This window comes from Flavobacterium sp. UBA7680, from assembly GCF_002482975.1.
GTDB lineage: Bacteria > Bacteroidota > Bacteroidia > Flavobacteriales > Flavobacteriaceae > Flavobacterium.
In genome coordinates this window covers 105,132-130,641 of record NZ_DLHA01000028.1, presented here as the reverse complement: position 1 = coordinate 130,641, position 25,510 = coordinate 105,132, and the positions used below count along the sequence as shown (strand labels likewise).

General features: G+C 34.1%; 20 protein-coding genes and 5 tRNA genes. 19 read left to right on the top strand and 6 right to left on the bottom strand.

The window, feature by feature from the left end; all coding sequences use genetic code 11:
- Positions 1-91: 91 nt before the first annotated feature.
- The 3 genes from B3C18_RS11090 to B3C18_RS11080 form a co-directional block, all read right to left on the bottom strand.
- The gene (locus B3C18_RS11090; protein ID WP_291146625.1) at positions 92-862 is read right to left on the bottom strand and encodes a sensor histidine kinase; all 771 of its coding nucleotides are present in this window, start codon (positions 860-862) and stop codon (positions 92-94) included.
- 608 nt (positions 863-1,470) lie between these two features.
- Positions 1,471-2,241 carry a hypothetical protein gene (locus tag B3C18_RS11085; RefSeq protein WP_291146623.1) on the bottom strand — a complete coding sequence of 257 codons (771 nt, stop codon included), beginning with the start codon at positions 2,239-2,241 and terminating at the stop codon, positions 1,471-1,473.
- Positions 2,242-2,246: 5 nt separating this feature from the next.
- Positions 2,247-2,876 carry a response regulator transcription factor gene (locus B3C18_RS11080; RefSeq protein WP_291146621.1) on the bottom strand — a complete coding sequence of 210 codons (630 nt, stop codon included), beginning with the start codon at positions 2,874-2,876 and terminating at the stop codon, positions 2,247-2,249.
- A gap of 209 nt (positions 2,877-3,085) precedes the next feature.
- Between B3C18_RS11080 and B3C18_RS11075 the strand changes: the two genes are divergently transcribed.
- The 18 genes from B3C18_RS11075 to B3C18_RS10990 all read left to right on the top strand — a co-directional run bounded on the left by B3C18_RS11075 (position 3,086) and on the right by B3C18_RS10990 (position 18,225).
- Positions 3,086-3,337, top strand: coding sequence for a hypothetical protein (locus B3C18_RS11075; RefSeq protein ID WP_291146619.1), 252 nt, complete (start codon positions 3,086-3,088; stop codon positions 3,335-3,337).
- Positions 3,338-3,440: 103 nt separating this feature from the next.
- Positions 3,441-4,700 (top strand): hypothetical protein, encoded by a 1,260-nt coding sequence (locus B3C18_RS11070; RefSeq protein WP_291146618.1) that lies wholly within the window; start codon positions 3,441-3,443, stop codon positions 4,698-4,700.
- Between the two features lie 26 nt (positions 4,701-4,726).
- The gene (locus tag B3C18_RS11065) at positions 4,727-4,906 is read left to right on the top strand and encodes a hypothetical protein (protein WP_291146616.1); all 180 of its coding nucleotides are present in this window, start codon (positions 4,727-4,729) and stop codon (positions 4,904-4,906) included.
- Between the two features lie 748 nt (positions 4,907-5,654).
- A tRNA-Arg gene (locus B3C18_RS11060) sits at positions 5,655-5,728 on the top strand.
- A gap of 20 nt (positions 5,729-5,748) precedes the next feature.
- Positions 5,749-5,821: transfer RNA gene (locus B3C18_RS11055), tRNA-Asp, on the top strand.
- Between the two features lie 211 nt (positions 5,822-6,032).
- A tRNA-Pro gene (locus B3C18_RS11050) sits at positions 6,033-6,104 on the top strand.
- Between the two features lie 5 nt (positions 6,105-6,109).
- A tRNA-Tyr gene (locus B3C18_RS11045) sits at positions 6,110-6,193 on the top strand.
- Between the two features lie 35 nt (positions 6,194-6,228).
- Positions 6,229-6,302 (top strand) — tRNA-Leu (locus B3C18_RS11040).
- 99 nt (positions 6,303-6,401) lie between these two features.
- Positions 6,402-6,971: a DUF5565 family protein gene (locus B3C18_RS11035; RefSeq protein WP_291146614.1), complete on the top strand. Its 570-nt coding sequence runs from the start codon at positions 6,402-6,404 to the stop codon at positions 6,969-6,971.
- Positions 6,972-7,205: 234 nt separating this feature from the next.
- Positions 7,206-7,991, top strand: a complete 786-nt coding sequence (locus B3C18_RS11030; RefSeq protein WP_291146612.1) for a hypothetical protein — start codon at positions 7,206-7,208, stop codon at positions 7,989-7,991.
- An 867-nt stretch (positions 7,992-8,858) separates the two neighbouring features.
- Positions 8,859-9,956, top strand: a complete 1,098-nt coding sequence (locus B3C18_RS11025) for a slipin family protein (protein WP_291146610.1) — start codon at positions 8,859-8,861, stop codon at positions 9,954-9,956.
- Between the two features lie 54 nt (positions 9,957-10,010).
- Entirely contained in the window at positions 10,011-10,577 is a 567-nt protein-coding gene (locus tag B3C18_RS11020; protein WP_291146609.1) for a metallophosphoesterase family protein, read from the top strand.
- Between the two features lie 20 nt (positions 10,578-10,597).
- A complete protein-coding gene (locus B3C18_RS11015; RefSeq protein ID WP_053471764.1) occupies positions 10,598-11,143 on the top strand; it encodes a 3'-5' exonuclease in 546 nt (181 codons plus the stop codon).
- Between the two features lie 259 nt (positions 11,144-11,402).
- Complete coding sequence (locus B3C18_RS11010) at positions 11,403-12,029, top strand: hypothetical protein (protein ID WP_291146606.1); 627 nt, start codon at positions 11,403-11,405, stop codon at positions 12,027-12,029.
- 34 nt (positions 12,030-12,063) lie between these two features.
- Complete coding sequence (locus B3C18_RS11005) at positions 12,064-13,194, top strand: AAA family ATPase (RefSeq protein ID WP_291146604.1); 1,131 nt, start codon at positions 12,064-12,066, stop codon at positions 13,192-13,194.
- A gap of 1 nt (position 13,195) precedes the next feature.
- Positions 13,196-13,894, top strand: coding sequence for a hypothetical protein (locus B3C18_RS11000; protein WP_291146602.1), 699 nt, complete (start codon positions 13,196-13,198; stop codon positions 13,892-13,894).
- Between the two features lie 7 nt (positions 13,895-13,901).
- Positions 13,902-16,433: a ribosomal protein L7/L12 gene (locus B3C18_RS10995; protein ID WP_291146600.1), complete on the top strand. Its 2,532-nt coding sequence runs from the start codon at positions 13,902-13,904 to the stop codon at positions 16,431-16,433.
- On the top strand, positions 16,423-18,225 hold the full coding sequence (locus B3C18_RS10990) for a hypothetical protein (RefSeq protein ID WP_291146598.1): 1,803 nt from the start codon (positions 16,423-16,425) through the stop codon (positions 18,223-18,225). The genes B3C18_RS10995 and B3C18_RS10990 overlap by 11 nt, the downstream gene beginning before the upstream one ends.
- 69 nt (positions 18,226-18,294) lie before the next feature.
- Here B3C18_RS10990 and B3C18_RS10985 read toward each other — a convergent pair whose 3' ends face one another.
- Together B3C18_RS10985 and B3C18_RS10980 are read right to left on the bottom strand one after the other, a co-directional pair.
- On the bottom strand, positions 18,295-20,073 hold the full coding sequence (locus B3C18_RS10985) for an AMP-dependent synthetase/ligase (protein WP_291146596.1): 1,779 nt from the start codon (positions 20,071-20,073) through the stop codon (positions 18,295-18,297).
- 178 nt (positions 20,074-20,251) lie between these two features.
- Positions 20,252-20,683, bottom strand: coding sequence for a hypothetical protein (locus tag B3C18_RS10980; protein WP_291146594.1), 432 nt, complete (start codon positions 20,681-20,683; stop codon positions 20,252-20,254).
- 247 nt (positions 20,684-20,930) lie between these two features.
- On the opposite strand from B3C18_RS10980, the gene B3C18_RS10975 reads away from it, so the two are divergent.
- Entirely contained in the window at positions 20,931-21,215 is a 285-nt protein-coding gene (locus tag B3C18_RS10975; RefSeq protein WP_291146592.1) for a hypothetical protein, read from the top strand.
- Positions 21,216-21,451: 236 nt separating this feature from the next.
- Here the strand turns inward: B3C18_RS10975 and purL are convergent, their stop codons facing one another.
- The gene (purL, locus tag B3C18_RS10970; RefSeq protein WP_291146590.1) at positions 21,452-25,105 is read right to left on the bottom strand and encodes a phosphoribosylformylglycinamidine synthase; all 3,654 of its coding nucleotides are present in this window, start codon (positions 25,103-25,105) and stop codon (positions 21,452-21,454) included.
- Positions 25,106-25,510 lie beyond the last annotated feature (405 nt).

Here is a 25,510-nt window from a genome sequence, read left to right as displayed (position 1 = left end):
AATTTGATAAAAAACAATTTTGGTTGTTTTTTGCGCTTGTAAATATACTTTTTTTTCTCACTTTTCAGCAAGACTTATTTTTATTTTAAACTTAATCCTGTAATGGATATACAAATAATAACCGAAGACCATTTTGTGCAGGAACAATTTTAAAAGTTCCGTTTATAGCTTCCATTCTTAAAGACATATTACTCATGCCGTTTCCTTTTTGTGTGGTTTCAGATAATCCAATTCCGTTATCGGTAATCGTAATGCTGAAAGAATCTTCATTTTGGTCAAATTCAAGAAAAACCTCGTTTGCCTTGCTGTGTTTGTATACTTTAACGACTAAAAAAAGATTCCGTCTGGCTTTAACCGTTAAATTGGTTTCTTGTTCGTGAATGTTCGAATTGAATTGCGATTCGATATTGGTTTTGCTCAGGAAACGTTTGATATACAAAGTCGTATACTCTATAAAATTGTCAATAGTATCATTTTGCGAATTTAAACTCCAAAGAATTTCCCGCATGGCTAAATTCATATCTTCAGAAGTATTGATAATCGCTTCTAAATCCTTAGAATAATTTTCCTGTGGCATTTTATATTTTAAAAACTCAGCCTGAAGTTTTATAGCCGAAATTCCCGCACCCAGATCATCGTGCATATCTTGCGAAATACGTTCTCTTTCGAGCTCAATGGCTTTTTGGCGTTCTAATTCTTTTTGCAGTAATTGGTTCTGGAATTCGCTTTCTTTTATTTGGTTTTCCTGCTGTTGAATCAGTTGTTTTTTGTTGTAAATAAAAACCATCATAATAATGAAGCATACAAAGAGCAGCATTATGATAATAGCAATAATAAAAGTTAGTTTTATATCATTGTTCATTTCTTTCTTTTTTAAAATTTACAAAATAAACCTCTAAGAAAAATGAAATATGATGCTATAGTAATTATTTGATACCCAAAATTTAGATCTTCTAAAAACGCATTATCATTGAGATTAAGCCAGTACATCGGAATCAATCTGAATAAGAAAAATGTTGACCATGTTAATAAAGAAAAACTATTCCAAAAGGCTTGTTTGTTGGCTATTTTAATAGAATCCGTATGTATTATTTGATTAATGAACCATGTTAAGGACAATATAATGTATACTAAACTCATTAAAACACCAACAGCTATTGGATAGTCTTTATTAGAGTTTATTATAAAATAAAAACATAATATAGTTGAGGCTGCTACTAAGGAGCTAATTAAAAATTTATTGATTTTTATTATTAAGTAATAATATAAAAAGTATAAAATATAAACTAAAGAGCCATAAGCGTAAATTTTTGATGAGAAATTTCCCCAACGAAAAATTTTAGTAGTTTCGATAATAAGAACTATACTGAAATAGAACCAAAAATGCCTTTGTCTTGCCAATCTATTTTGAATAGAAAAGACAAGACAAGTAGCTATTGTTAAAAGATATAAATAAGCTAAAAACATAAATTAGCAATTGTCAGGTGGATTTAAACAGAAAGTATCATGTGCAACTTCTTGAATTTTTCCAGTTGAATCTTTAGCTATCATAAATAAACTAAACTGATCTTTATATTTAGCGACATCTTTATCCATAATTCGATAAAGAGGAATATCTCTGTCTTTTATTATAATTGGATAAAATAATATTTTTGCATTCTCAGATGAAAAATTTAAATCTTCCAATAATTTTGTAAAATCGCTTTTCTTTATGCTGATAATTTTTGTGTTTGAAGTTTTACTCCCTAATTGAATGTAATCTTCATTTACATAATCATCTAACTTTGGCTGTAAACTACTACTAAAGAGATTTGTAAACCTAAAATTTCCAGTTGCTTGATCAGTTAATAATATTTCGTTTTGTACATCCATTAATAGATATTTATCTTTTTTATTGTCAAAATAGCAAGCAAATTCTAATCTTGCTTTTCTATTTTGTAATGAACTATTTCTAAAAGCAGCATCGAACTCTATTAATTCCAAATGAAGCATTGTAAAGTCATGTCTCATTATAAAATCAACGATTTTTTTATTCATGGAATAAGTTTGATTAATTTTTTCATCTGCCGCTAAAATTGATTTTCTAAAATTATTCTGGAGGCTTTTTTTTAGTAATTCAGATATTGGCTCAAAATTATGACTCTTATCTTTAAAATTTTGAGATAACTCCCATAAGAGATTGTTATAAATTTCTGAAAAAGTTGAGGTTGCTTTTTCTTTAATAGTGTCAATTTCTTTCATGATTTTTAGTTTTTGGTGTTAAACTTATTGATAGCTTCAATTTTATTATTTACTTGTAGTTTTCTGTAGATATTGCCAATGTGTTTTTTTATAGTGTCGATGGTGACATTTTTTTTATCGGCAATTTCTTTGTAGAGCAGTCCTTGTGCCAGCAGTTCAAGAACTTCTTTTTCGGTTACGGTAAGTAAGGCCAAACTTTGTACCTGTACTTTCGATTCCTGAAAATGCTGTAAAACGCGTTTTGCAATACTAAAACTCATAGGAGCGCCTCCGTTATGAGCTTCGAGAATAGCCTGAATAATTTTATCGAGAGGATCACCTTTTACAAGATAGCCACTTGCGCCCGCACGCAAAGCCGAAAAGATTTTTTCGTCGTTTTCGAAACTCGTACACATTATAAAATTTGTTCCCGGCATTGTTTCTGTCAATTTAGAAACGATATCAATTCCTGATAAATCCTGCAGGTTTATGTCCATTAAAACTACGTCTGGTTCCAGATCTTCCAATTTTTGCAATGCGCTTTTACCATTAAAAAACTGAGCTGCACATTCCATGTTTTCCTGAAATTCGATGATGTTCTTCAGCGCCTGACTGTAATGTTTATCATCTTCTACTATGGCAACTCTTATTTTCATGTTGTTACATTTTCATTACAAAGTTGGGTAATAAATATTTTGACCACAATTACCCTTTTGGGTGATATTTTGAAATAAAGCTTAACGTGGATAAACTTACAAAAAAATAAAGAAGAATGTTTAAAAAAAATATCACCCAAAAGGGTAATTGATTGATATGCTGTTCTCAGGATACATTTGAACTGTTTAACTAAAAAACATTAGAAATCATGAAAACAGCCCTATTTAACCTTTATCCAATACTTGTAGTTGCAATTGCATTTATAAGTTGTAAAAATTATGAAGAGATAACAAAAAAAACAGAACGCTTACATGAAGATGTAGTATCACCTAACTATGAAAGTAATTTTTCGCTTGCTTTAAAGGTTGATTTATCCAGCATGGGGAGCAAATTAAATGATGCATTAAAAACGGATATAGCAAATCCGATGAAGGCAGATTTGAATATAAACGTTGGATAAAAATAAAAGATCCAGAAGTAGCACTTGAAACCGAAAGATGAGATCACTCTTTCTTTTGGTGATATTATACCTAATTAAAGTAAATAACTAAAATTGAAATAAAATGAAAAAAAATCTATTGTTTATAGCTGGATTGATAATATTAAAGATTTCAGCTTACGGTCAATTTAAAAGTTTTGAAATACCAATTCAAAATGAAAAAGCAGCATTAGTGAAAGAATCAAATAATTGTGAATCTTGCAACGCAGTATTGGATCCCGAATTACAAGAAAAGACGACATATTATAAGCAAAGTAACTTAAGGGATTGGTTGTATCAATACTTTCGGTCAAACGAAGAACAACGAAGTGAGATGAAAAACAAAGCTCAAAATGACATGAGCCTTAGTGCTGTTGTACAATCTGTACCTATTAAATTCGGATACAATTCAAATCAGTCAAAAGAATACAACTATTGGAATAATAAATATGTAGAATGGACAAATACTAGGCTTATATCTATAGATGATATTGCTTATTTATTTAAATCAGATTCGAAAGACCAACTAAAAGCGTGGTTAGAATGTAAAAGGATATCTTGTAGTTTTACTTCAGCAGATTATGCTGAAAAAAGTATTTTTCTTGATATAGAGAAAATAAGAGATGGTAAATATAATATTACATTAACTAATTTGAGCCTTGCAAATATTAAGATAAAAGGTATTCAAGTTGACAAAGTGATTGAAAAAGAAACAGGAAAGAATTTCAGGATCAAACAAAAAATCAATAACAAGGGAGGTAGTGTATCTGCTTTATTTTCATCAAAATCAACTTTAGACGTTGATTTTTCAATCTCTGTAACGTATAAAATTAAAGGCACTGATGATATAGGCACTATCAATGTAATATATAGAGTTAAGCCTAAACTTCCTGACGCACCAATTGGTACAATTATATCAACTACAGTAACTTATGATCAATTTTTAAATATTAATCAAATAAGAAACTTATCATCTTCTGAACAAATTTGGTTGCCATGCGATGGGAGAACTGTTCCAAATGGAAATTTTATAACTAAGACTCCAGACCTAAGAGGAGTATTCTTACGCGGAGCAAATGTTATGGATATAAATGAAGGTTTGCATACTAATCCTGTAATGAGTAATCAAAGTAACCCAGATAACACAAAAGTTGGCGATTTCCAGGATGACATTTTCAAAAGTCATACTCACGGTTATCAAGCTTCAGCTACAAGGCAAGTTAGCGGTAGGGGATCTGTATCAGATTTTGCTTGGGATCCTGCCAGTTACACTACATCAGCTACGGGCGGATCTGAAACTAGGCCTAGAAATATTACAGTAATCTATTTGATTCGTGTAAGATAAAAAGAACATAACATGTATAATATAATATGGGTTTAGGTGTTAAAATTGATTTTTTTGCTCCTGTGAAACTTTGGGGTGGTCAGAAAGTATTCGGAGGGCTACCAAAGAAAAAACTTAAATATGAGAATCTCAATTTGCTGATTTTAGTTTTTTCACAATATGAGAGAACAAGAAAAATTTTAAAACATCAACATCATGAATATTAAATAACTTACATTTGCACCCGTAATAAAAAAACAAAAAATACAGATGATACTTTCAGTAAGACAATATTTTGATCACTTAGCAGGAAATCTTCCGGCTAAAATATCAGGATGTATCATGTATTTTTATGAAATTGAAATGTAAATTTTAGAGTTCAACTCAACATAAAATATAAAAGCGTCCTTATTTCGGGACGCTTTTTTTGTTTTAAGGCATTTCGATTTCGGTTAAAAAGCACTTCGACTTCGCTCAACATGACAAGTAAAATGATAAAAAATAAACCTTAACTAAAAATAATTAAAAAAATAATTGACCAAATGTTTAATGCATAATCTAAATAGCGAAATATAATCTTGAAAAGTAATCTGATGAGAGACAGTCATTTGATACAAAAAGGAATCTGCATCAGTATGCGGACAAGGATTTCTATGTTTTAATTTTAAATGTAACTAATTGACAGTCAGTAAAATAATTTTAAAAATGATTTGGATAATTGATTTTTTCGACTTTATCTTTGCCGAAGAAAATCTGAAAACAGAAATTCAAATAACAACAACAATTTCAAAATATAATACAACTTACAAAATGGCTTTACATAACAACACATATAACACACAACTGCTAGACCCGAGATTCGATCTTGGACGTTTAACAACACAGGTGCATCAATACAGGCAATAGGATAGTTATATCATATTGAATTTATAAAGCACCTTTAACCGGGTGCTTTTTTTATGCCCAAAAATTAATGATTTTGTAGCTCAGCTGGATAGAGCGTCTGCCTTCTAAGCAGATGGTCGAAGGTTCGAATCCTTCCAAAATCACTCGTTCTCTAGAAGGAACTGGCTCATTGGGGTTACTGGCTAACCTTCCCGACTGTCTCTCGGGAGAAACGGGTTCGACTCCCGTATGAGCCGCGAGTTTGCCGCAAAGGCACTAAGGCGCAAAGTTTTTTGTTTCACGCAGAGCAGATTTACTTAAAGTAAAAACTTTGCGACTCTGCGACTTTGCGAGAGATTGACAAAGTATTGTAAAAAGAGCTGGCAAGCAATTTTCTCGCAAAGCCGCCAAAACGCTAAGAAAAATAACCTTTGCGCCTTAGTGTCTTCGTGGCAAAATAAAAAAAAACTGGGAAGATAACGGTGGTTGTTTACCCGCCTTGGACGCGGGAGGTCGCAAGTTCGAATCTTGCTTCCCAGACAAATGGAAATACGCTAAAGTTGGAGAGTTAGGTCGGTCTGTAAAACCGTTGTCTTTTGACTGAGTAGGTTCGAATCCTACTATTTCCACAAATTTCAGGTTGGAACCCTGATGGTAATTAAAAGCAGGAATGGCGCAATTGGTAGACGCGACTGACTTAGAATCAGTTTTTTGAGAGTTCGAGTCTCTCTTCCTGTACTATAGCCACAAAGGCACAAAGACGCAAACAGAAAACAAACTTAGTGTCTTAGTGCCTTGGTGGCAGAAAAATTTGAAGTTTAATTTAAACATTAAAAAATGAAAAAGATAAGCACATTGTTTGCTAAAGACCCAAATAACTTAGCAAGAGTAGTAAATAAAATTAATGCAGAAAATGCATGGGTACTAAACGGAGAAGCAATCGCAACGAGAAAATTTGACGGTACATCTTCGGCCATTATCAACGGAGAATTATACAAAAGATTCGACGCCAAAAAAGGACGTACGATTCCGGCGAATGCGATTCCGTGTCAGGAAGCAGATTTAATTACAGGACATCACCCGCACTGGTTAAAATGCGATCGTTCAAAATCTGAGGACAAACATTTCTTCGAAGCATTTGACCGCTTAAAAGATAAAACAGATGGAACATACGAGTTATGCGGACCAAAAGTTCAAGGTAACCCTGAAAGTTTTGAGAAACATACTCTGGTAAAACACGGTAGCGAAATTCTTGATTTTGTAAGTCTTGATTTCGATGATTTAGAAAAAACCTTATCAGAAAATGATATTGAAGGAATTGTTTTCCACCACATTTCAGACGGTAGAATGTGCAAATTAAGAAAAACAGATTTCGGAATCAAACGCCTAAAACTCGAAGCCGTTTAAAAAGTAAAAACAAACCTATTGAATGTAATTCGTGAAAAAATATTCAACACATAGAAACATAGATTTAAAATAAGAGTAAAGAATACAAAAGAGAAACATATTTCTCTCACATAGCTAACTCTGTGTATTTAAACAAGTGAAACGCCTTTTTTGAGGCAGAAAATCTATGTTACTATGTGTTAAAAAAATTATGCTCAACAGGTAAAAAACAAGTAACATTTAAAATTAAAAACGATGAAACAAAAATACAACCGAATAGCCCTTGTTGGAATTGAACAGGAAGAATATGACATTATAAAAGCCCAGTATTCAGGACATATTATCTGGCATCAGTCTATACCTAAAATTGTGGTTAAGGATGAGGTTTTGTATATGGAAAAATCGAATGGAGTTGGAATGTTACCTGTAGATAAAGTCGTCTATTACGGAATTTACGACAATGATTTTGAATTTATTTCGGGTCTTGCGATCTGGAATGGCGATTGTTATCCAAAGGCTTCAGCAATGCTGGACTGCCGTTTTAAAATTCCTTGTCTGGTAAAAGCTTTATCTCTTTCAAGATTCAGTGCCCCACGCGGATTTATAAGTGCAGGCGCTTCTGTCAACACAACCGGAGACACGATTGCAAAATGGGGAAACTGGCATTGCGGTGAAAACAAACATCGTTTTACCGGAGAATGGGAAAGCGAATTTACCGCAACTATTGAACCTTATTTTGAAGGTGACGCCGTTCGTATTATGATGATTGGCGATACCTATTGGCAGATAAAACTGGAAGGTGACGATTGGTTAAAATCTATCCATCCTGATAATGCCAATTTCATGCCTGTCGATCAGGATTTGTTAGAAGACACGCTTTATATCAAGAATGTTTTGCAGATGGATATGATAGGAAATGATTACATCGTTGCAAAAGACGGTTCTAAATATTTATTAGAAGTTAATCATATTCCCAATATAACCCGATTTGAAGAGGTTAGACAAGTCTATTTATCGACTGTAATAGAGTGGATTAACTAAAAATTTTTGCACTGCGCAAAATTACTGCGCAGTGCAATTTGAATATTTGTTCAGAAAATAAAACAAGTTCTTTTATAAAATGAAATACATCAAAGTTTTGGCTTTGATTAAAAATATCAAACAAGTCCAGTTGCGTGTTTCTGTATAGCACCATTGTAGGGAACTTTCCGCGAAAGTGAATTATGTTTTTCTATGCAGCTTGGTTTGGAGGTTTTGGATGGTTTTCCAAAAAACTATCCCACCAAAATCTATGGGTCATGGGTTCGACTCCCATTCGCAGCAATGTGATAGCTCAGTCTGGTTAGAGCAATAGAAGTTAACGCAGGTTCGATTCCTGCACTACTCCCGATGGGGTAGTTGGACGAGCGGTAAGTCAACAATAGACTGTAAATCTATGTTAAAGAGACCATCACTCTTTAAAAGATGACCATGAAAAAAAGCTGATTTGTCTTTGTCAGTGAAATTAAGATTTTTGAATCTAAAATTTCACACTCATGATAAAGCCAGTGCGAAAAGCAATGTTTTTTGAAATACTTGTTTTCTTTTCGATTTGATTGTTAAGATGATTTGGGGATCATTTCTACAAAATACAATCGAAAACAATTCGGGTAAACAAATTACAAACTCTTCATCCGTTTTTTTCGGAGGAGAAAGGCAAAGAGGTTTTTTTATTTAAAGAAGATAGAGAATAGAATATAGAATATAGAATATAGAAGCAAGAGGATAGAGAATAGAACATAGAACATAGAACATAGAACAAAGAGAATCATTCTAATCTGAGAAATCTGTGGCAAAAAATAAACAAAGATTTTCACGTGTTTCATAACCTGAAACTTGAAACAAGAAAAACTTGAAACAAAAAACAACATGATAAAAAGAATTAAAATCGAAGCATACCAAGTGGGTTTGCTTTTCGAAAACAGAAAATTAATTAAAGTATTAGAAGAAGGTTCACACTGGGTTTTTGGAGACAAAAATGTGATGATCTATGATATGAATGCCATTTTTCACGCTCCTTTTGAATTGAACATTTTATTGCAGAATGAAGTTTTGGCTTCAATGCTTGAAGTTGTTGAGGTTGCCGATAACGAAATTGTTTTGCATTTCGTAAACGGAAACTTTAAAGGAACGCTGACTCCGGGAAGACATCCTTTCTGGAAAGGAATTGTGAAAAACGAATTCAAAAAAGCAGATCTTTCTAAAATTGAAATTACAGAGAATATTCCGGTAAACTTATTGGAACATACTCAATTGAAATACTTTGTTAGAAAATTTATTGTAGCAAGCAACGACAAAGCTTTGTTGTTTGTGAACGGAACTTTCGTTAAAGAATTGAAATCTGGAACACATTACTTTTGGAATAACTCGATTACAATCGAAGTTAAAACAATCGATATGAGACAGCAACAAGTAGAAATTTCCGGACAAGAATTATTGACTAAAGATAAAGCAGGATTAAGAATCAACTTTTTTGTGAGATACCAAGTTGTGAATATCATGAAAGCTTTAGTTGACAATAAAGACTTTGAAAAACAATTGTATGTTGCCATGCAGCTGGCTTTAAGAGCTTTTGTCGGCGGATTAACTTTAGACGAATTATTGGCTAAAAAAGATACCATTGCCGAAGCTATTTTAGCAGAAGTAACCACTAAAATAGAAGATTTAGGTTTAACGATTTCTGATGCCGGAATTCGTGACGTAATCCTGCCTGGAGATATGAAAGAGATCATGAATCAGGTTTTGGTTGCCGAGAAAAAAGCACAGGCCAACAGTATTATGAGAAGAGAAGAAACCGCTTCGACAAGAAGTTTATTGAACACAGCAAAGCTGATGGAAGAAAACGAAATGTTGTGGAAATTGAAAGAGATGGGATACGTTGAAAAAATCGCCGATAAAATTGGAGAAATCACAATTTCAGGAAGCGGAAACGTAATTGGTCAATTGAAGGAAATCTTCGTGAAATAATGAAAAACCATCAACGGGAACGCTGGTGGTTTTAGTTTAAAAATTAAAATTAAAATGAATCAAAAAATATTTTTTACGTCTGACCATCATTTTGGTCATACAAACATAATTAAGTTTAGCGAGCGTCCATTTGCTACAGTAGAAGAAATGGATTCGGAGCTCATTAAACGATGGAATGAAAAGGTAAGTCCGAAGGATATTGTTTATCACTTAGGTGATATTTCTCTGGCAAGACCAGAACGAACAAAAGAAATTTTAGACCAGTTAAACGGTTCAATTTTTCTGGTACAAGGCAATCACGATAAATCGGCTTTAAGTTATAAAAAGCGATTTGAGTGGATTAAAGATTACTACGAGTTAAGCGTTGAAGATGCAGATGCACCAAACGGAAGACAGAAAATAATCTTGTTTCACTACGCCATGAAAGTGTGGAGAAGTTCATTTAGAGGAACATGGCACTTATACGGCCACTCACACGGTCATTTGTTTGACGATGAAACATCACGTTCTTTTGATGTTGGCGTAGACTGCCACAATTATGAACCACTTTCTTATGATGAAGTAAAAGCAATCATTATGAAGAAAGATTGGAAAGCTCCTTTTGGAGATAGAGAATTATAAAATATTTAAAAATTAAAGAAATGAAAACTACAGATAAAATTATCATCATTGATTTAGAAGCCACATGTTGGCAGGGCGCGGTCCCGCAGGGTCAGCAAAATGAAATTATCGAAATCGGATTAGCCGTTTTAGATTCAGAAACCGGGCAGATTACCAAGAACAAGGGGATTTTGATAAAGCCGCAGCGTTCGCACGTGAGTCCGTTTTGTACGGAATTAACCACCATAACTCAGGATTTACTGGATAAAAACGGTGTGAGTTTTGAAGATGCCATTAATGAGCTAATCGACGAATATAATCCCGATTTATATACGTGGGCAAGTTACGGTCAATACGACCTGAATATGCTTAAAAAACAATGTAAATCGTTTGGTATTTCATACCCAATGGGAGATGAGCATATCAATGTAAAAGAACATTTTGCCGAAAAGTTTGGTCTGCAAAGGTCGACTGGAATGAACGGTGCTTTACATATGCTGAATATTCCGCTAGAAGGAACACATCACCGCGGAATTGACGATGCTAAAAACATCGCCAAGATTTTGCATTGGTGCCTTAAAAATTAGAATTTAATTTGTTAAGAGCAGTTATCAAAAGGATAGTTGATAGCTGCAGAAGGAAACTGCAGGTGTTTTTGCAGCTGTGGTTTCTCTTTTTATTTTAACACAATAAGTGCACATAATCTTTGTGTTCAAAACAATTGCAAAAGCGAGAATAATATTTTGACAAACGCTCGTATTTAATAATATATTTGTCGGTATAGAGTATGCCAATACTGGATTTCGATAAAATAATAATTTGATGCAAACGGCATAATTTAAAAATATGGATAAAATAAAAACACCCTTTTTAGATACTATTTATCATCTCAGAACCATTGAACAGGTTATTTTGTATGATAAGCTCATCACAATTTCTGAAACAGAAGAAACAGAAGCCGTTTTGTTTCTTGAAACAGAATACGAAAAGGAAATTTTAGAATATCCGGGAACAGCACCCGATTTTAATGCAGAAGCTGCTTTATGGGCTGCCAAAACGGTATATCTTGCCACACAATTGTTATTGCACAGGGAACATAAAAGAGATGACCTTAATATACTTTTGCCGGATTATGCAGAAATACAAGATGCTTCGGCAATTATTTCGGCTGACCTTTGTCTACGGTTTTTACCGCAGATTGTTGGCGAAATAAAAAGATTAGACCCCGAAGATTTGATTATTGAAATTTTAGAAAAACATTTAATCCAGTTTCATTATTCAGCCATTGGTTCTGAATTAGATATTGAAAATGTAAGTTTTGAAATAATCGAAGCAAATGATTGTTTGCTGCAGCTTTATATTGACAGGGTTGTTCAAAGAAAATCCATAAAATGGGCACAGCCTGATTTTATAAAAAAACAATTAGAAATAGGATTTGGCGATTACCAAAAACTATTTTGGTCACAACTTTAAAAAAAGTAAACGAATAAAAAATAGAAGTAAACTAATGAATGCTACAGCTAAATTAAATGCCGTTTTAAAACATATTAAAGAAACTTTTGTTGGTAAAGATGAAATTATCGACCTTCTTGGGATTGGATTACTAGCAAGGGAAAATGCCTTTTTGCTTGGGCCTCCGGGAACGGCAAAAAGTGCTATTGTAAGATCATTGTCTAAAGGAATTGAAGGGGATAAAAATTTTGAATATCTATTGACCAGATTTACCGAACCAAACGAAATTTTTGGACCTTTTGATATTCGAAAGTTGAAAGAAGGGGAATTGATCACCAATACTGACGGAATGATGCCAGAAGCTTCGATGGTATTTCTTGATGAGATTTTTAATGCCAACTCGGCTATTTTGAATAGTTTGCTGATGGCACTTAACGAGAAAATCTTTCGTCGTGGTAAGGAAACTAAAAAATTGCCCGCATTAATGTTTGTTGGTGCAAGTAACCTTATGCCCGAAGATGAATCGCTAAATGCTTTGCTTGACCGTTTCCTAATTCGTATAAAATGTGATTATGTAGAGCCGGATTTGCTGCATCAGGTATTGCTGGCGGGATGGAAACTGGAAGGATCTGCTGTTGAGGAAGTGCCGACAATTTCTGCAGCCGAAGTTCAGGAACTGCAAAAACTCTGCCGTCAGGTAGATTTAACTGCAACTCGAAACGAATATGTAGATATTATTCACAGTCTTCGAAATACGGGAATTAAAGTATCTGACCGACGTGCGGTTAAACTTCAAAACCTTATTGCGGCAAGTGCCTTAATGTGTGGCAGAAAAGAATCAATTGTATCTGATTTCTGGGTTTTAAAATATATCTGGGACAACGAAGAACAGATTGAAATTCTGGAAGGGATTATTAATAAAATTATTGAAAAAGATAATTCGACAGAAGCACATCCGCAGGCTTTGTACAATAAAACACCAGATGCCGAAAGTGTGATGAAAGAAGTAAATTATCTAACCGAAAAATGGCAGGATGATTCGCTTTCTTTTGAAGAACAAAATGTAATAAAGGATAAACTGAGATACATTCAAACGCGTTGTGACTGGATTAAGGATTCAGAACAGAAAAAATATATACAGGAACATATAGAATCTTTGTGGCAGAAAATTCTACAAACTATTTAAAATGTATTTTTTAGAAATTAATAAAGAACATAAAGATTTTTTAGGATCAGTCCGGCATTGGGAAAACCTCAAAATCGCTTTTGAAACAAATACAATCTGGATTAAGGATTTCTCGGCTGAACAGATAAATTCAGCCGAGATCCTGCAGATTCCGTATATCAAAATATACGTGTTGAAGGAAAATTTGCTGTTTGAGAAGGGCAAACAACTTCCTTCTAAAAAACTGCCTTCTGGATTGTTGTGGACACCAATTTTGCGTGCTTTGTCGGTTTCATTACCAAAGTTCAATCACAACTTTTTTGGTATCAGCGATACGCTTCAAATAACTTTAAAACGTTCAGAAGATGCTAAAGAAGCTTATGCTTTGCTGGTAGATTATGAGGAATTGAAATCTTATATAGAATCGGCACCAAAATTTCGACTTGAACCATTACGATGGATTGTTATTGATAATAAAGCATTAATTATCGGAACTCCATTATTGCCTTTAAAAGGTAATACATATTGGTTTAAAGAAGGTTTTTTAATGCCTTCGGGCTATGATTTGGAATGGCATGTTTTAATAAAGACTTTGCAGGAAAAATTAAATCCTTTTCAGGAAAATCTAATACTGTGGAATAAGGATAACAGTTATTCTATAATTCCGAAAAATAATATTAAAGAACTATCAATTAGTTCATTTCGCTTAACTTTTTCATGAAATAAAAATGGAATTTCAAAGATATTTTCAATCGTTCACAGACTATTTTTGGGAATGGGATAATCAAATATTTTCTTCGGATAGTGTATTTGAAACCATCACAATTCCGAATGGACAGACTATCGGTTATGAGAAATTTGTCTTTGAAATTTTAGAATTTCTTTCGGAAAATAATTTCCCGCCATTCGGAACTCTTTTATTAGCTATTACGGCTACCAATCATGATAGCCAAGAAGCTATCGACAGGATTGATAGTTGGGCAAAAAGCATAGAAATTACCAAATCTTTTCCCGTAGAACATTCGTTTCGATTAGGTGCGAGTATTGGTTTTTTGCGACAACTTTCGGCTTTGCCAGAAGAATATAAAAGCGGCGAAAACAGGCTGAAAATGTTTCAGACCATTTTTGATGGATGTCACAACAGGATTTCATCTGAAAAAGCAAAAAAGATTCTGGATGAATACAAAGAGCACAGACATCATTTAGTAAGAGCAGGCGTAAAAGATCCTTTTAATGAAGCCAATTTCATAAAAGATTTTAGAACGCTGGCTTTACTAAAAACAAGATTTCCAACAGTTCAGTCAATTTTGTATGCTATGGAAAATCTTCCGCATGAAAATTTGAATGATAAGCTGAAAGAGGAAATTTTAGAAGAAAAAAATCCCTCTGATACTGCGAGTTTTGTAGATCAGCTTATAGAAGATAACAGGACATTTGAAGTAGGAAGTCTTATCAAACGATTGTGGTCAGGATTAAATATTCCGCTGCACCATAATCATCCGAGTGAACAGCCTTTGGGCGGAGTTTCGGATTTGACAAACAAAGGTGATTTTGATAAACTGGTGATTTCTGAATTTGCTTATGATGACGACATTTTTATGTCCAGAATTGCTAACAATGAAGCCCTTTATATTCAAAGAGAAGTACCGCCGCAGTCAGATAAGTTTGAACGCATTTTGTTAATCGACAGCTCGCTAAAAAACTGGGGAAATCCTAAGATTTTGTCCTTTGCTTCGGCGATTGCCATTGGAAGACATCCGAAGACTGATATCGCGTGCAGAGTTTTTATTCTTGATCAGGATTTTAAGGAAGTATCTTTAGAAAACATTCATGACGTAATTAATGCGCTGGGTAAACTTAGTGGTAAACTGGATTGTTCAGACGGACTTGAATCATTTTTTCTGCAAAATAAAATCAGCAGTAAGAATCAGGAAGTGTTTCTTTTTTCTTCAGAAGACAGTTTGAAACTCACTCGAATGCAAAACATCATAAGTAATTATTTTACAGAGATAAAGTATGTTTTTGAGATGGAGATGGAAGGTATCAGAGTGTATAAAAACCAGAACAAAGGCCGAAAAATGCTCCAGCATATTATAATGCCTTTAGATGAATTATGGCAAAAAGAAAAGCAGAATTTGCCTCGCAGAGTAAGCGATACAGAATTAAATGAGTTTCCAATTTTGTACCCGGTAGAAAGAGGTTATCAAAATATCTTTTATTATGATAAAGACTTTTATATCTATTTAAATGGAAATTTATTCTTGTTTGTCAGCAACAGTTTCGATAAAGGATTCAAAAAGATTGCTTCAAATCTTCCTTTTGACAAAGGAGAGCTGGCTATAAAAACCAATGCTAAAGGAGAACTATTCTTGTTATGTTATATCTGTGATTTGGTTCCTGAAATTAGTTTGTTTAATATCAACACACAGGAATTAAAAAGCAATTCGGTTTCTAATGAAGAAGTCGCTGGCTTGAAAATTACTCCATATGGATTTGACAAGGAATTTTATTTAACGGATGGTATATTGTATTGGCATGTTGATGATGATTTAAAATTAGTGCGTAAAAGCAGAGATTTGATAAAAGAAGCCTTTTTAACTTATATTGGAACACGTACTGCTTTCGTAAATGGTTTTATGCAAAGCAGATTTAAATACAGCACTATAAAAAGACTAAAAGGTTTATCTATTGTGGAGAATAGTATCGAAATTAACGGTTTTAATCTTGCGCATTTAGAGTTTTCTAAAAGTTATTATTCGACAATGGCCAGACAAAATGCGATACGATTTGATGAAAAAGTAAATCTTATTTTGAAAAACAGAGGTACATCAGTTTTGGATCTTGTTAAAACAATAAAGCTGCAGACAGGTAAATCTTTGGCTGAGAGTAAAACTATAGTAGATGGAGAATTTGGTGTTATTTTAAATGACGTAACAAGACAAGTGGCAGAAACATTAAAGAAAATGATTGAAGGTAACGGAGCAGTTTGTTATATACAAACCTTGTCTTTTGAGTCTAAAGATGGCAGTAAAGTAACTAATAAGGACGGAATTCTAATATTTGAAAGTAGTAAAGAGGGAATACCCACATTTTATATTCCTTTCATAATAAACGGAAGAACCATTATGGCGACAGAAAGTGAATATTCAGGAAATGATTATTTTATTTCAGATTCAGTTCTTGAAAGTATAAAAGAAAAAGAGTTTCTCGAAAAATATTTGGAGCCATTTATACAAAATGTAAAACAGCATGGAACTTAAACTTAGAATAAATTCTAAAAATACGTTTCCGAAAGGAGGGATTTTTATAAAAAGTGCATTGCCAAAAGTCTGGCTCCAGGAAATCCAGAATATCGAATTAGCGCTCCATTCGGTTAAAGCTTTTCCAGTTCCGGGAGTTAATGCAAACGAATTATTCGGATGCTTATTGGTTTTGGATCAGCGTTCGACTAAAATATATACTGTTGGAAAAAATAATTTCTGTCAATTGATAGAAAACAAATTGTTTATTCCAGAAAATACGATTGTGACTCCTCAGTTAACAAAAGAGGAGTGGCACAATCTGTTTTCAGAGAACTATCATTTCATGCATCCAGAAATTGGTTTGGTTGAATTAAAAGAAGAAGTTTCATGGATCAATTTACTCGAAGCTCCGGCTTTAAGAAATATTGACATAATACAACCTTCAAAAACAGTTCATATTCCGCAGTTTATTTCGTCAATGCGTTATGAAGCAGATACTGAAAAGATTCTAGAAGCAATTGAAAATCCATTTTCAGAAGAAGATGCGATAAAAGAATTGCCTTTTGATTTGCAGAAATTGATGAATGGAAATCAAAAAGAAATGGATAAGTTTTTGGAGTTCTTTGATAAAAATCCAGAATTGGCTTTAAAAATGGCTATTCCGCTAGATACTTTAGGAACCGCAAGAGGAGGTAATGACGGAAGGTTTTCTTTTGAAGGAATTGGCTCTGGTTCTGTGGGTGGTGATTCTTTTTCAAGAGGAAGTGGAAACACCATAAAAGAATCCAGCGATTCTGGATGTGGGCCTTTTATTATTATTTTGACGTTAGCGTTTGTATCGATGTTTTTGCTTAACATGAGAAGTTGTTCTTCTTTAAGCGGTAGTAATACCGGTATGAACCCTTTTGTGGCTTTAGTTGTGATCTTAGGTGCACTTGTGTTAATTATTGTCATGGCGGTAAAAGACAGTAGTTCCTCAGGTTCATCTGTGAGTTATTCACAACCGCAAAGATCATCAGGATCAGGAAGTTCAGCTTTAATTGATTCTGAAAGGTTTGCCCGCATACAAAGCCGTTATGAAAAACTAGCTCAGGAATTTGAAGACAGAAAAGATTATACTAAAGCAGCACATATTTATATGAAACTGCTTAAAAATCGTTATAAAGCAGCAGAGGTTCTTGAAAAAGGAGAATTGTATAGCGAAGCGGCAGCAATTCATTTAAAATATTTAAATAATAAGCCAAAAGCTGCTGAGTGTTACGAAAAAGGACATGTTTATAAACAGGCAATCGAATTGTACAGAGAACTTAACCAACATGAAAAAGTTGGTGATTTGTACACGATTTTAAAAGACAAAACAGAAGCTGATAAATACTATAACAGAGTAATAGAGGAATATAAAGGAAATGGACAATACGTAAAAGCATCGTTTATTTACAAGGATAAAATCAAGAATATAGACGAAGCACAAGAAGTACTTTTAACAGGTTGGAAAAATAAAAAAGATGCAGCCAATTGTTTGAACAACTATTTTGCAAATATCAAATCGACAAAGAAATTATCCGGAGCCATCACCTCAATTTATGATGCTGAGGTTACAACAGAAAATTCGGAGTTGTTTTTGCAGGTTATGAAACAGGAGTTCAAAAAGCATCAGGATTTAGAAGAACTCACTAAAAATATTGCCTACGAAATTGTAGCCGATAAGATTAGTACAAAACCAGAAATTGCTTCAGAATTAATTTCTTTTAATCCAAAGAATAAATCAATGATTAAAGATGTAATGAAGTATAAGCTTAAAAAGAAATAGAATTTCATACTGCATTAAAAAAGGCTGTCTTTATTAAGACAGCCTTTTTCTTTGGTTAAATTATTTTGATTAATTGTGATTATAGATTTTAGCGTAAAGATCTTTATAGATTTCTTTAATGATTTTACGTTTTAATTTTAGAGTAGGAGTAAGCTGTCCGCCATCAATAGACCAAACATCTGGAGTAAGCTCAAAACGTTTGATTTTTTCCCAATGTCCAAATTTCTCGTTGATGCCTTCCACTTCTTCATCAATACGTTTAATAACGTCTGCATTTGAAGCAATTTCTGCATTAGAATCTCCTACATCGATTTTATGGATTTTGGCCCATTCTTTTACAAATTCAAAATTTGGCTGAATAAAAGCTGCCGGCATTTTTTCACCTTCACCAACAACCATAATCTGCTCAATAAAACGAGATTGTTTCATGGCATTTTCAATAAGTTGAGGTGCAACATATTTACCGCCAGAAGTTTTAAACATTTCTTTTTTACGATCCGTAATTTTTAAGAAACCTTCGCTGTCAATTTCTCCAATATCTCCCGTATGGAAATATCCGTCTTGTAAAGCTTCGGCTGTTTTTTCAGGATCTTTAAAATAACCCAACATTACGTTTGGACCTTTACAAAGAATTTCTCCGTCTTGTGCAATTTTAACTTCAACGTTGCGAATTACTTTTCCAACAGTTCCAATTTTAAAACCTTTGTTTCTTTGATCGTTAACCGCAATTACCGGAGAAGTTTCAGATAAACCGTAACCTTCCATAACCGGAATTTCTGCAGCAGCAAAAACTCTTGTTAAACGCGGCTGTAAAGCAGCACTTCCAGAAACCATTAAATCTAAATTTCCACCCAAACCTTCTTTCCATTTACTGAAAATAAGTTTGCGGGCAATTTTTAATTGAAACTCATACCAAAAGCCATTTGCTCCGTATGGTTCGTATTTTAAACCTAAATCAATTGCCCAGAAAAATAATTTTTTCTTGATGCCGGTTAATTCAGTTCCTTTTGCATAAATTTTATCGTAAACTTTCTCTAAAAGCCTCGGAACAGCCGTAATAACGGTCGGGCGAACCTCTTTTAAGTTATCACTGATTTTATCAATCGATTCTCCAAAATAAACCGAAACACCATAATATTGATAAATGTATAATATCATTCTCTCAAAAATATGGCAGATTGGCAAGAAGCTCAAAGCTGAACTTTTTCCCGGATCAAACGGAATTCTTGGCGCACTGTCTAAAACATTAGAAACAATATTGTTGTGCGAAAGCATAACGCCTTTTGGTCTTCCCGTTGTTCCAGAAGTATAAATAATAGTAGCCAGATCATCCGTTTTTATGCTGTCTTTTCTGGCTTCAACTTCACTTTGGTTGCTTTCGTCTTCTCCGGCTAATAATAAATCAGACCAGTGTTTGCAACCCGGAATTTCATTAAAAGAATAAACCTCTTTTAAAGTTGGAACGTTAGCTCTAATCGCTTGTACTTTTTGATATACTTCATCATCAGAAACAAAGCAATAAATACTCCCGCTATGGTTTAAAATATATTCGTAATCTTCCTCAGCAATAGTTGGATAAATCGGGACATTTTGCGCACCAGTCTGCAAAATACCAATATCCATCACATTCCATTCGGTTCTGTTATTTGAAGTAATTAAGGCAATTTTATCGTCTTTTTGAACGCCCATACGCAATAATGCTCTTGAAACGGCATTAGCTTTTGCAATATATTCTGCGCTGGATGTTTTTTCCCAGACTCCATTTTTTTTAGTTGCAAGGGCAACCGGAAGGTTATAAGTTTCTTGTTGATAATAGGGAAAATCAAAAAGTCGTGTGATTGAAACCATGTTTAATATATTGAATTTTACTGCAAATTAAATAAAAATAAGGTACGATTTTTTATTTTATGGAATTTTATGGGAAAATTTATAGACACTATTAAAAATTTACGAAAACGTTTTCTTTTTTACAGCGAATATTCCCAAAAACCAAGAAAAATTTAATTTGCGAGGATGTTTTAAAAGACTATTGTACGTTATAATCTTCGTATTCTTTTACTCTTTCTCCCATTAAGAACATTTTTTTCTTAACAAAATGAATTGAGAATTGAGAATAGAACCATTCGTTGCCTTCAACTGGTCTGTACCAAAATGTGTACGACTTACTGTTGAAACCTTCTTTAAAAATAGGAGTTCCATCTTCATTACATTCAATTCCCCAATTGATCTTTTGCTTGCTTAAATCTTCGGCCTGAATAGTACCTGTTCCATCAGGATTTAAAATGGTAACTGGCTGTTTTAAACCAATAGGAGCGTAAGTTCCCTGAACAGGAAAGCCAATAGTGGTCGTGATATAACGCTCTTTTGAATTGTGGGTAATTACGTTTACTTCAGCTTGTGAGTATGATTTTGAGGCAACAAAAAATAACGTAATAAGTAATAAATGTGCGGCTTTCATTTCAATATAGGTTTAAAAGTGTTTTTCGGCGTTTATAAAAATCAGTGGCAGATTTTTATGTAGCGAATATAACTTAAATTTTGATTAAAACAGAAGAATTTGATTTAACTAAAAAATACCGTGTTTTTCCCCTTTTAAAAACAGTAGATTACCTTGATAATTTAGATTAGGCTTATTCTATTTTTATCCAAATTAATTGCGTAAGCCGAAAAGCATATAGAGTAGGCACTAATCAACCAAAATAATTATGGAAACTGCCTTCTATTTAGCAATGGGCTGGTGCGGTACCAAATATCCAGGCTGGTGGAAACGCTTTTGGAGAAGCCCTCCGCCGCCCCCGGATCCGGAACCGTGGTGGACTATTGTATTAATTGGAATCGGACTGGTTGCGGGAGCAGCCGGCGGCTTATTCTTTAGTAATGCAATTGCAGAAAATCAATTTTTTGCAGGCCAAAATGCAATTGCCTCAGGGCTATTTGCATTCGGAGCGGCCAATATCATAACCGGAATTGCATCAGCATTTAAAGACTAAAAAAAATGCCTCGATTTAGGGATAGCGTCGGGGTATTTTTGTTTTATTTAGAGACTAAAAAAAGCATTTTAAGATTATATAAAAATCGCACGAATTACAAGAATTATTTTTTTATAGCCACAGATTAAAAGGATTAAAATGATTTCTGTATGCAGAAAAAATCTGTGCTAATCTTTTTAATCTGTGGCAAAAAAAACGCCCGATAAAATTCGGGCGCTTTAATAAAAATATATTTCTTAGTTTTTCTCAATCCATTTTCTGGCATTAACAAAAGCTTCGTGCCAAGGCGAAACCTCGTCATTTCTGTCTTTTGGATAATGCGCCCAGTTCCATTGGAAAGTCGAACGCTCAATATGAGGCATCATAACCAAATGTCTTCCTGTTTTATCACACATCATTGCCGTGTTATAATCAGAACCGTTAGGGTTTGCTGGATATCCTTCGTAAGCATATTTAGAAACAATGTTGTATTGGTCTTCTGCATAAGGTAAATTGAATTTTCCTTCTCCGTGAGAAACCCAAACTCCTAAAGTACTTCCGGCCAAAGTCGATAACATAACTGAGTTATTTTCCTGAACTGTTACAGAAGTAAAGATACTTTCGTGTTTCTGGCTTTCGTTATGAAGCATTTTTCCGTGAACTTCATGCTCTGGATTAATAACTTCCAATTCCATAAACAACTGACATCCGTTACAGATTCCAACAGATAAAGTATCTTCTCTTTTAAAGAAATTATCCAAAGCTGTTTTTGCTTTTTCGTTATATAAGAAAGCTCCGGCCCAACCTTTAGCAGAACCTAAAACATCTGAGTTAGAGAATCCACCAACTGCACCAATAAACTGAATATCTTCAAGCGTTTCACGACCAGAAATTAAATCGGTCATGTGAACGTCTTTTACATCAAAACCTGCTAAGTACATAGCATTTGCCATTTCACGCTCAGAATTACTTCCTTTTTCACGAATAATAGCCGCTTTTGGTCTTGGTTTTGAAGCGTCGATTACTGGTTTTTTTCCTGTAAAGTGCGCTGGGAAAGTATATTGTAAAACCTGATTTTTATAGTTTTCGAAACGTGCCTGAGCTCTTCCGTTTTTAGATTGTTTTTGATCTAATAAATAAGAAGTTTCAAACCAAATATCTCTGTACTTCGCAATATCCAAATTGTAAATTCCAAATTCCAAACTTGGTACGCTTTGAACTGTACCTAATTTGAAGAACTCTATATTGTTTGCTTTCAATTTAGCTTCAACAGCTGCGTCAGATTTAGCCTGGAAAACAATTCCGATGTTTTCAGCGAAAAGGATTTTCAATAAATCTTTTTCCGCGAAAGCGCTGAAATCAATTTTAGCTCCAAGATTTACATCAGCAAAACACAATTCTAATAAAGTTGTGATTAAACCACCGCTTCCTATATCGTGTCCAGCTAGTATTTGGCTTTCGCCGATTAATTCCTGAATGGTATTAAAGGCATTTTTGAAGAAAGAAGCGTCTTTAATTGTAGACGTTTCGTTTCCAATTGTGTTTCTAATTTGTGCAAAAGAGGAACCTCCTAATTTGAAATCATCCTGAGACAAATTGATATAATAAATAGAATCTCCGTTTTTCTGTAAAACAGGTTCCACTACTTTTCTAATATCTATACAGTTTCCTCCAGCCGAAATAATAACCGTTCCCGGTGCAATTACTTCATCATTTGGATATTTTTGCTTCATCGAAAGTGAATCTTTTCCTGTCGGAATGTTGATTCCTAATTCGATTGCAAATTCTGAACAACCTTCAACAGCAGCATACAAACGAGCGTCTTCACCTTCGTTTTTACAAGCCCACATCCAGTTTGCAGATAATGAAATTCCTTTTAAACCATCTTTAATTGGTGCCCAAACAATGTTTGATAATGATTCTGCAATAGCATTTCTACTTCCTGCAACAGGATCAATCAAAGCAGCGATAGGAGCGTGCCCAATAGAAGTTGCGATTCCTTCTTTTCCTAAATAATCCAGAGCCATAACTCCAACATTGTTCAAAGGCAATTGCAATGGTCCTGCGTTTTGTTGTTTAGCTACTTTTCCACCAACACAACGGTCCACTTTGTTTGTTAACCAGTCTTTTGAAGCAACAGCCTCTAAACGTAAAACATCTTTTAAATAGGTTTCGAAATCTGCTTTGTCGTAAGCAACAGCAGCATATTTTCTGTCGATAGTTTTATCCGTCATAACCGTTTTTGGAGAACTTCCGAAGAAATCTTCTAAAGCATAATCCATCGGTTTTGAACCATTTGATTTAGATTCGAATGTAAAACGGTGATCTCCGGTTACATCTCCAACCTGATACATTGGCGAACGCTCTCTGTCGGCAATTCTTTGTAATGTATCAATATCTTTTTGACCAATAACCAATCCCATTCTTTCCTGAGATTCGTTACCAATAATTTCTTTTGCAGAAAGCGTTGGATCTCCAACCGGTAATTTGTCTAAATCGATTAAACCTCCAGTTTCTTCTACCAATTCAGAAAGACAGTTTAAGTGTCCTCCAGCTCCGTGATCATGAATAGAAACAATTGGATTATTGTCACTTTCTACCAAACCACGAATGGCGTTAGCAGCACGTTTTTGCATTTCAGGATTTGAACGCTGAATGGCATTTAATTCGATTCCTGAACCGAAAGCTCCAGTATCTGCAGAAGAGACCGCAGCACCACCCATTCCGATTCTATAATTTTCTCCTCCAAGAATTACGATTTTATCACCTTCTTGTGGTTTCTTTTTAATGGATTGATCTAATTTTCCGTAACCAATTCCTCCCGCTTGCATGATTACTTTATCGTAACCAATTTTACGGTCGTTTTCTGAATGTTCGAAAGTTAAAACTGAACCTGTAATTAACGGCTGACCAAATTTATTTCCGAAATCAGAAGCTCCGTTTGAAGCTTTGATTAAAATATCCATTGGTGTTTGGTACAACCATTTTCTTTCTTCAAGAGCGTTTTCCCATTTTCTGTCATTGTTCAAACGAGAATATGAAGTCATATAAACCGCAGTTCCAGCTAATGGCAATGAACCTTGACCTCCTGCTAAACGATCACGAATTTCTCCTCCAGAACCAGTTGCAGCTCCGTTGAAAGGCTCAACTGTTGTTGGGAAATTGTGTGTTTCTGCTTTTAAAGAGATAACAGAATCGAATTCTTTTATTTCGTAAAAATCAGGTTTGTCTGCCGATTTTGGTGCAAATTGCTGCACTTTTGGTCCTTTTACAAAAGCAACGTTGTCTTTGTAAGCAGACACTATATCGTTAGGATTTTCCTGAGATGTTTTTTTGATTAATTTGAAAAGAGAAGTTTCTTTTTCTTCACCGTCAATTACAAAAGTTCCGTTGAAAATCTTGTGACGACAGTGTTCTGAATTGGCTTGAGAGAAAGCGAAAATTTCAGAATCAGTTAACTTTCTTCCTAGTTTTGTTGCAAGATTGTTTAAGTAGTCTACTTCTTCTTCGCTTAAAGCTAAACCTTCAACTTTGTTGTAAGTCGCAATATCATCAATTTCCAGAATTGGTTCTGGCTGAATGTTGATAGTGAAAATTTCCTGATCTAATTCATTGAATTTTTGGAAAAGCATCGGATCAAAATCAGCAAAATTTTCCGTTGCCGGATGAAATTCTTCAATTCTGATAATGCCCGGAACACCCATATTTTGAGTGATTTCTACAGCATTTGTACTCCAAGGTGTGATCATAGTGGCGCGGGGACCAACAAAAAAACCCGTCAGTGCGGATTTTTCGATCTTGTTCGAGTCGGCAAAAAGCCAGTTTAATTTTGAAATGTCTTGAGCTGAAATTTCGTTTTGCGTTTGTACGGCAAAAACAGTTTTGCTTTGGTTTTCAAAGAAATGGATCATTGTGATGTGTAGTTTGTTGTATTGAGCTGCAAATTTAGTGTAAATAAATAGTAAGCACAAATTTGATAACAAACTCTTTTAAAAAAAATGAAGTTGCTTTGAAAAGGGATTGAATTTTAAGGATTTTGTATTTAATCTCGCAAAGACGCTAAGACGCAAAGTTTTTTTGTTTCACGCAGATTCAGCAGATTGTGCAGATTTTTTTTTGGTAGAGTTATTAATAAATCGGTGTCAATGTTTTGTAGAGGCGCACAGCAGTGCGTCTTCTTGTGTGTAATGTTTTCTCTCAAAAATGAGTGTATTTAATCTCCCGCAGGTCCAATTATTTGTAGAGGCGCACAGCAGTGCGTCTTCTCATATGCAAAGTTTTTTTGTTTCACGCAGATTCAGCAGATTGAGCAGATT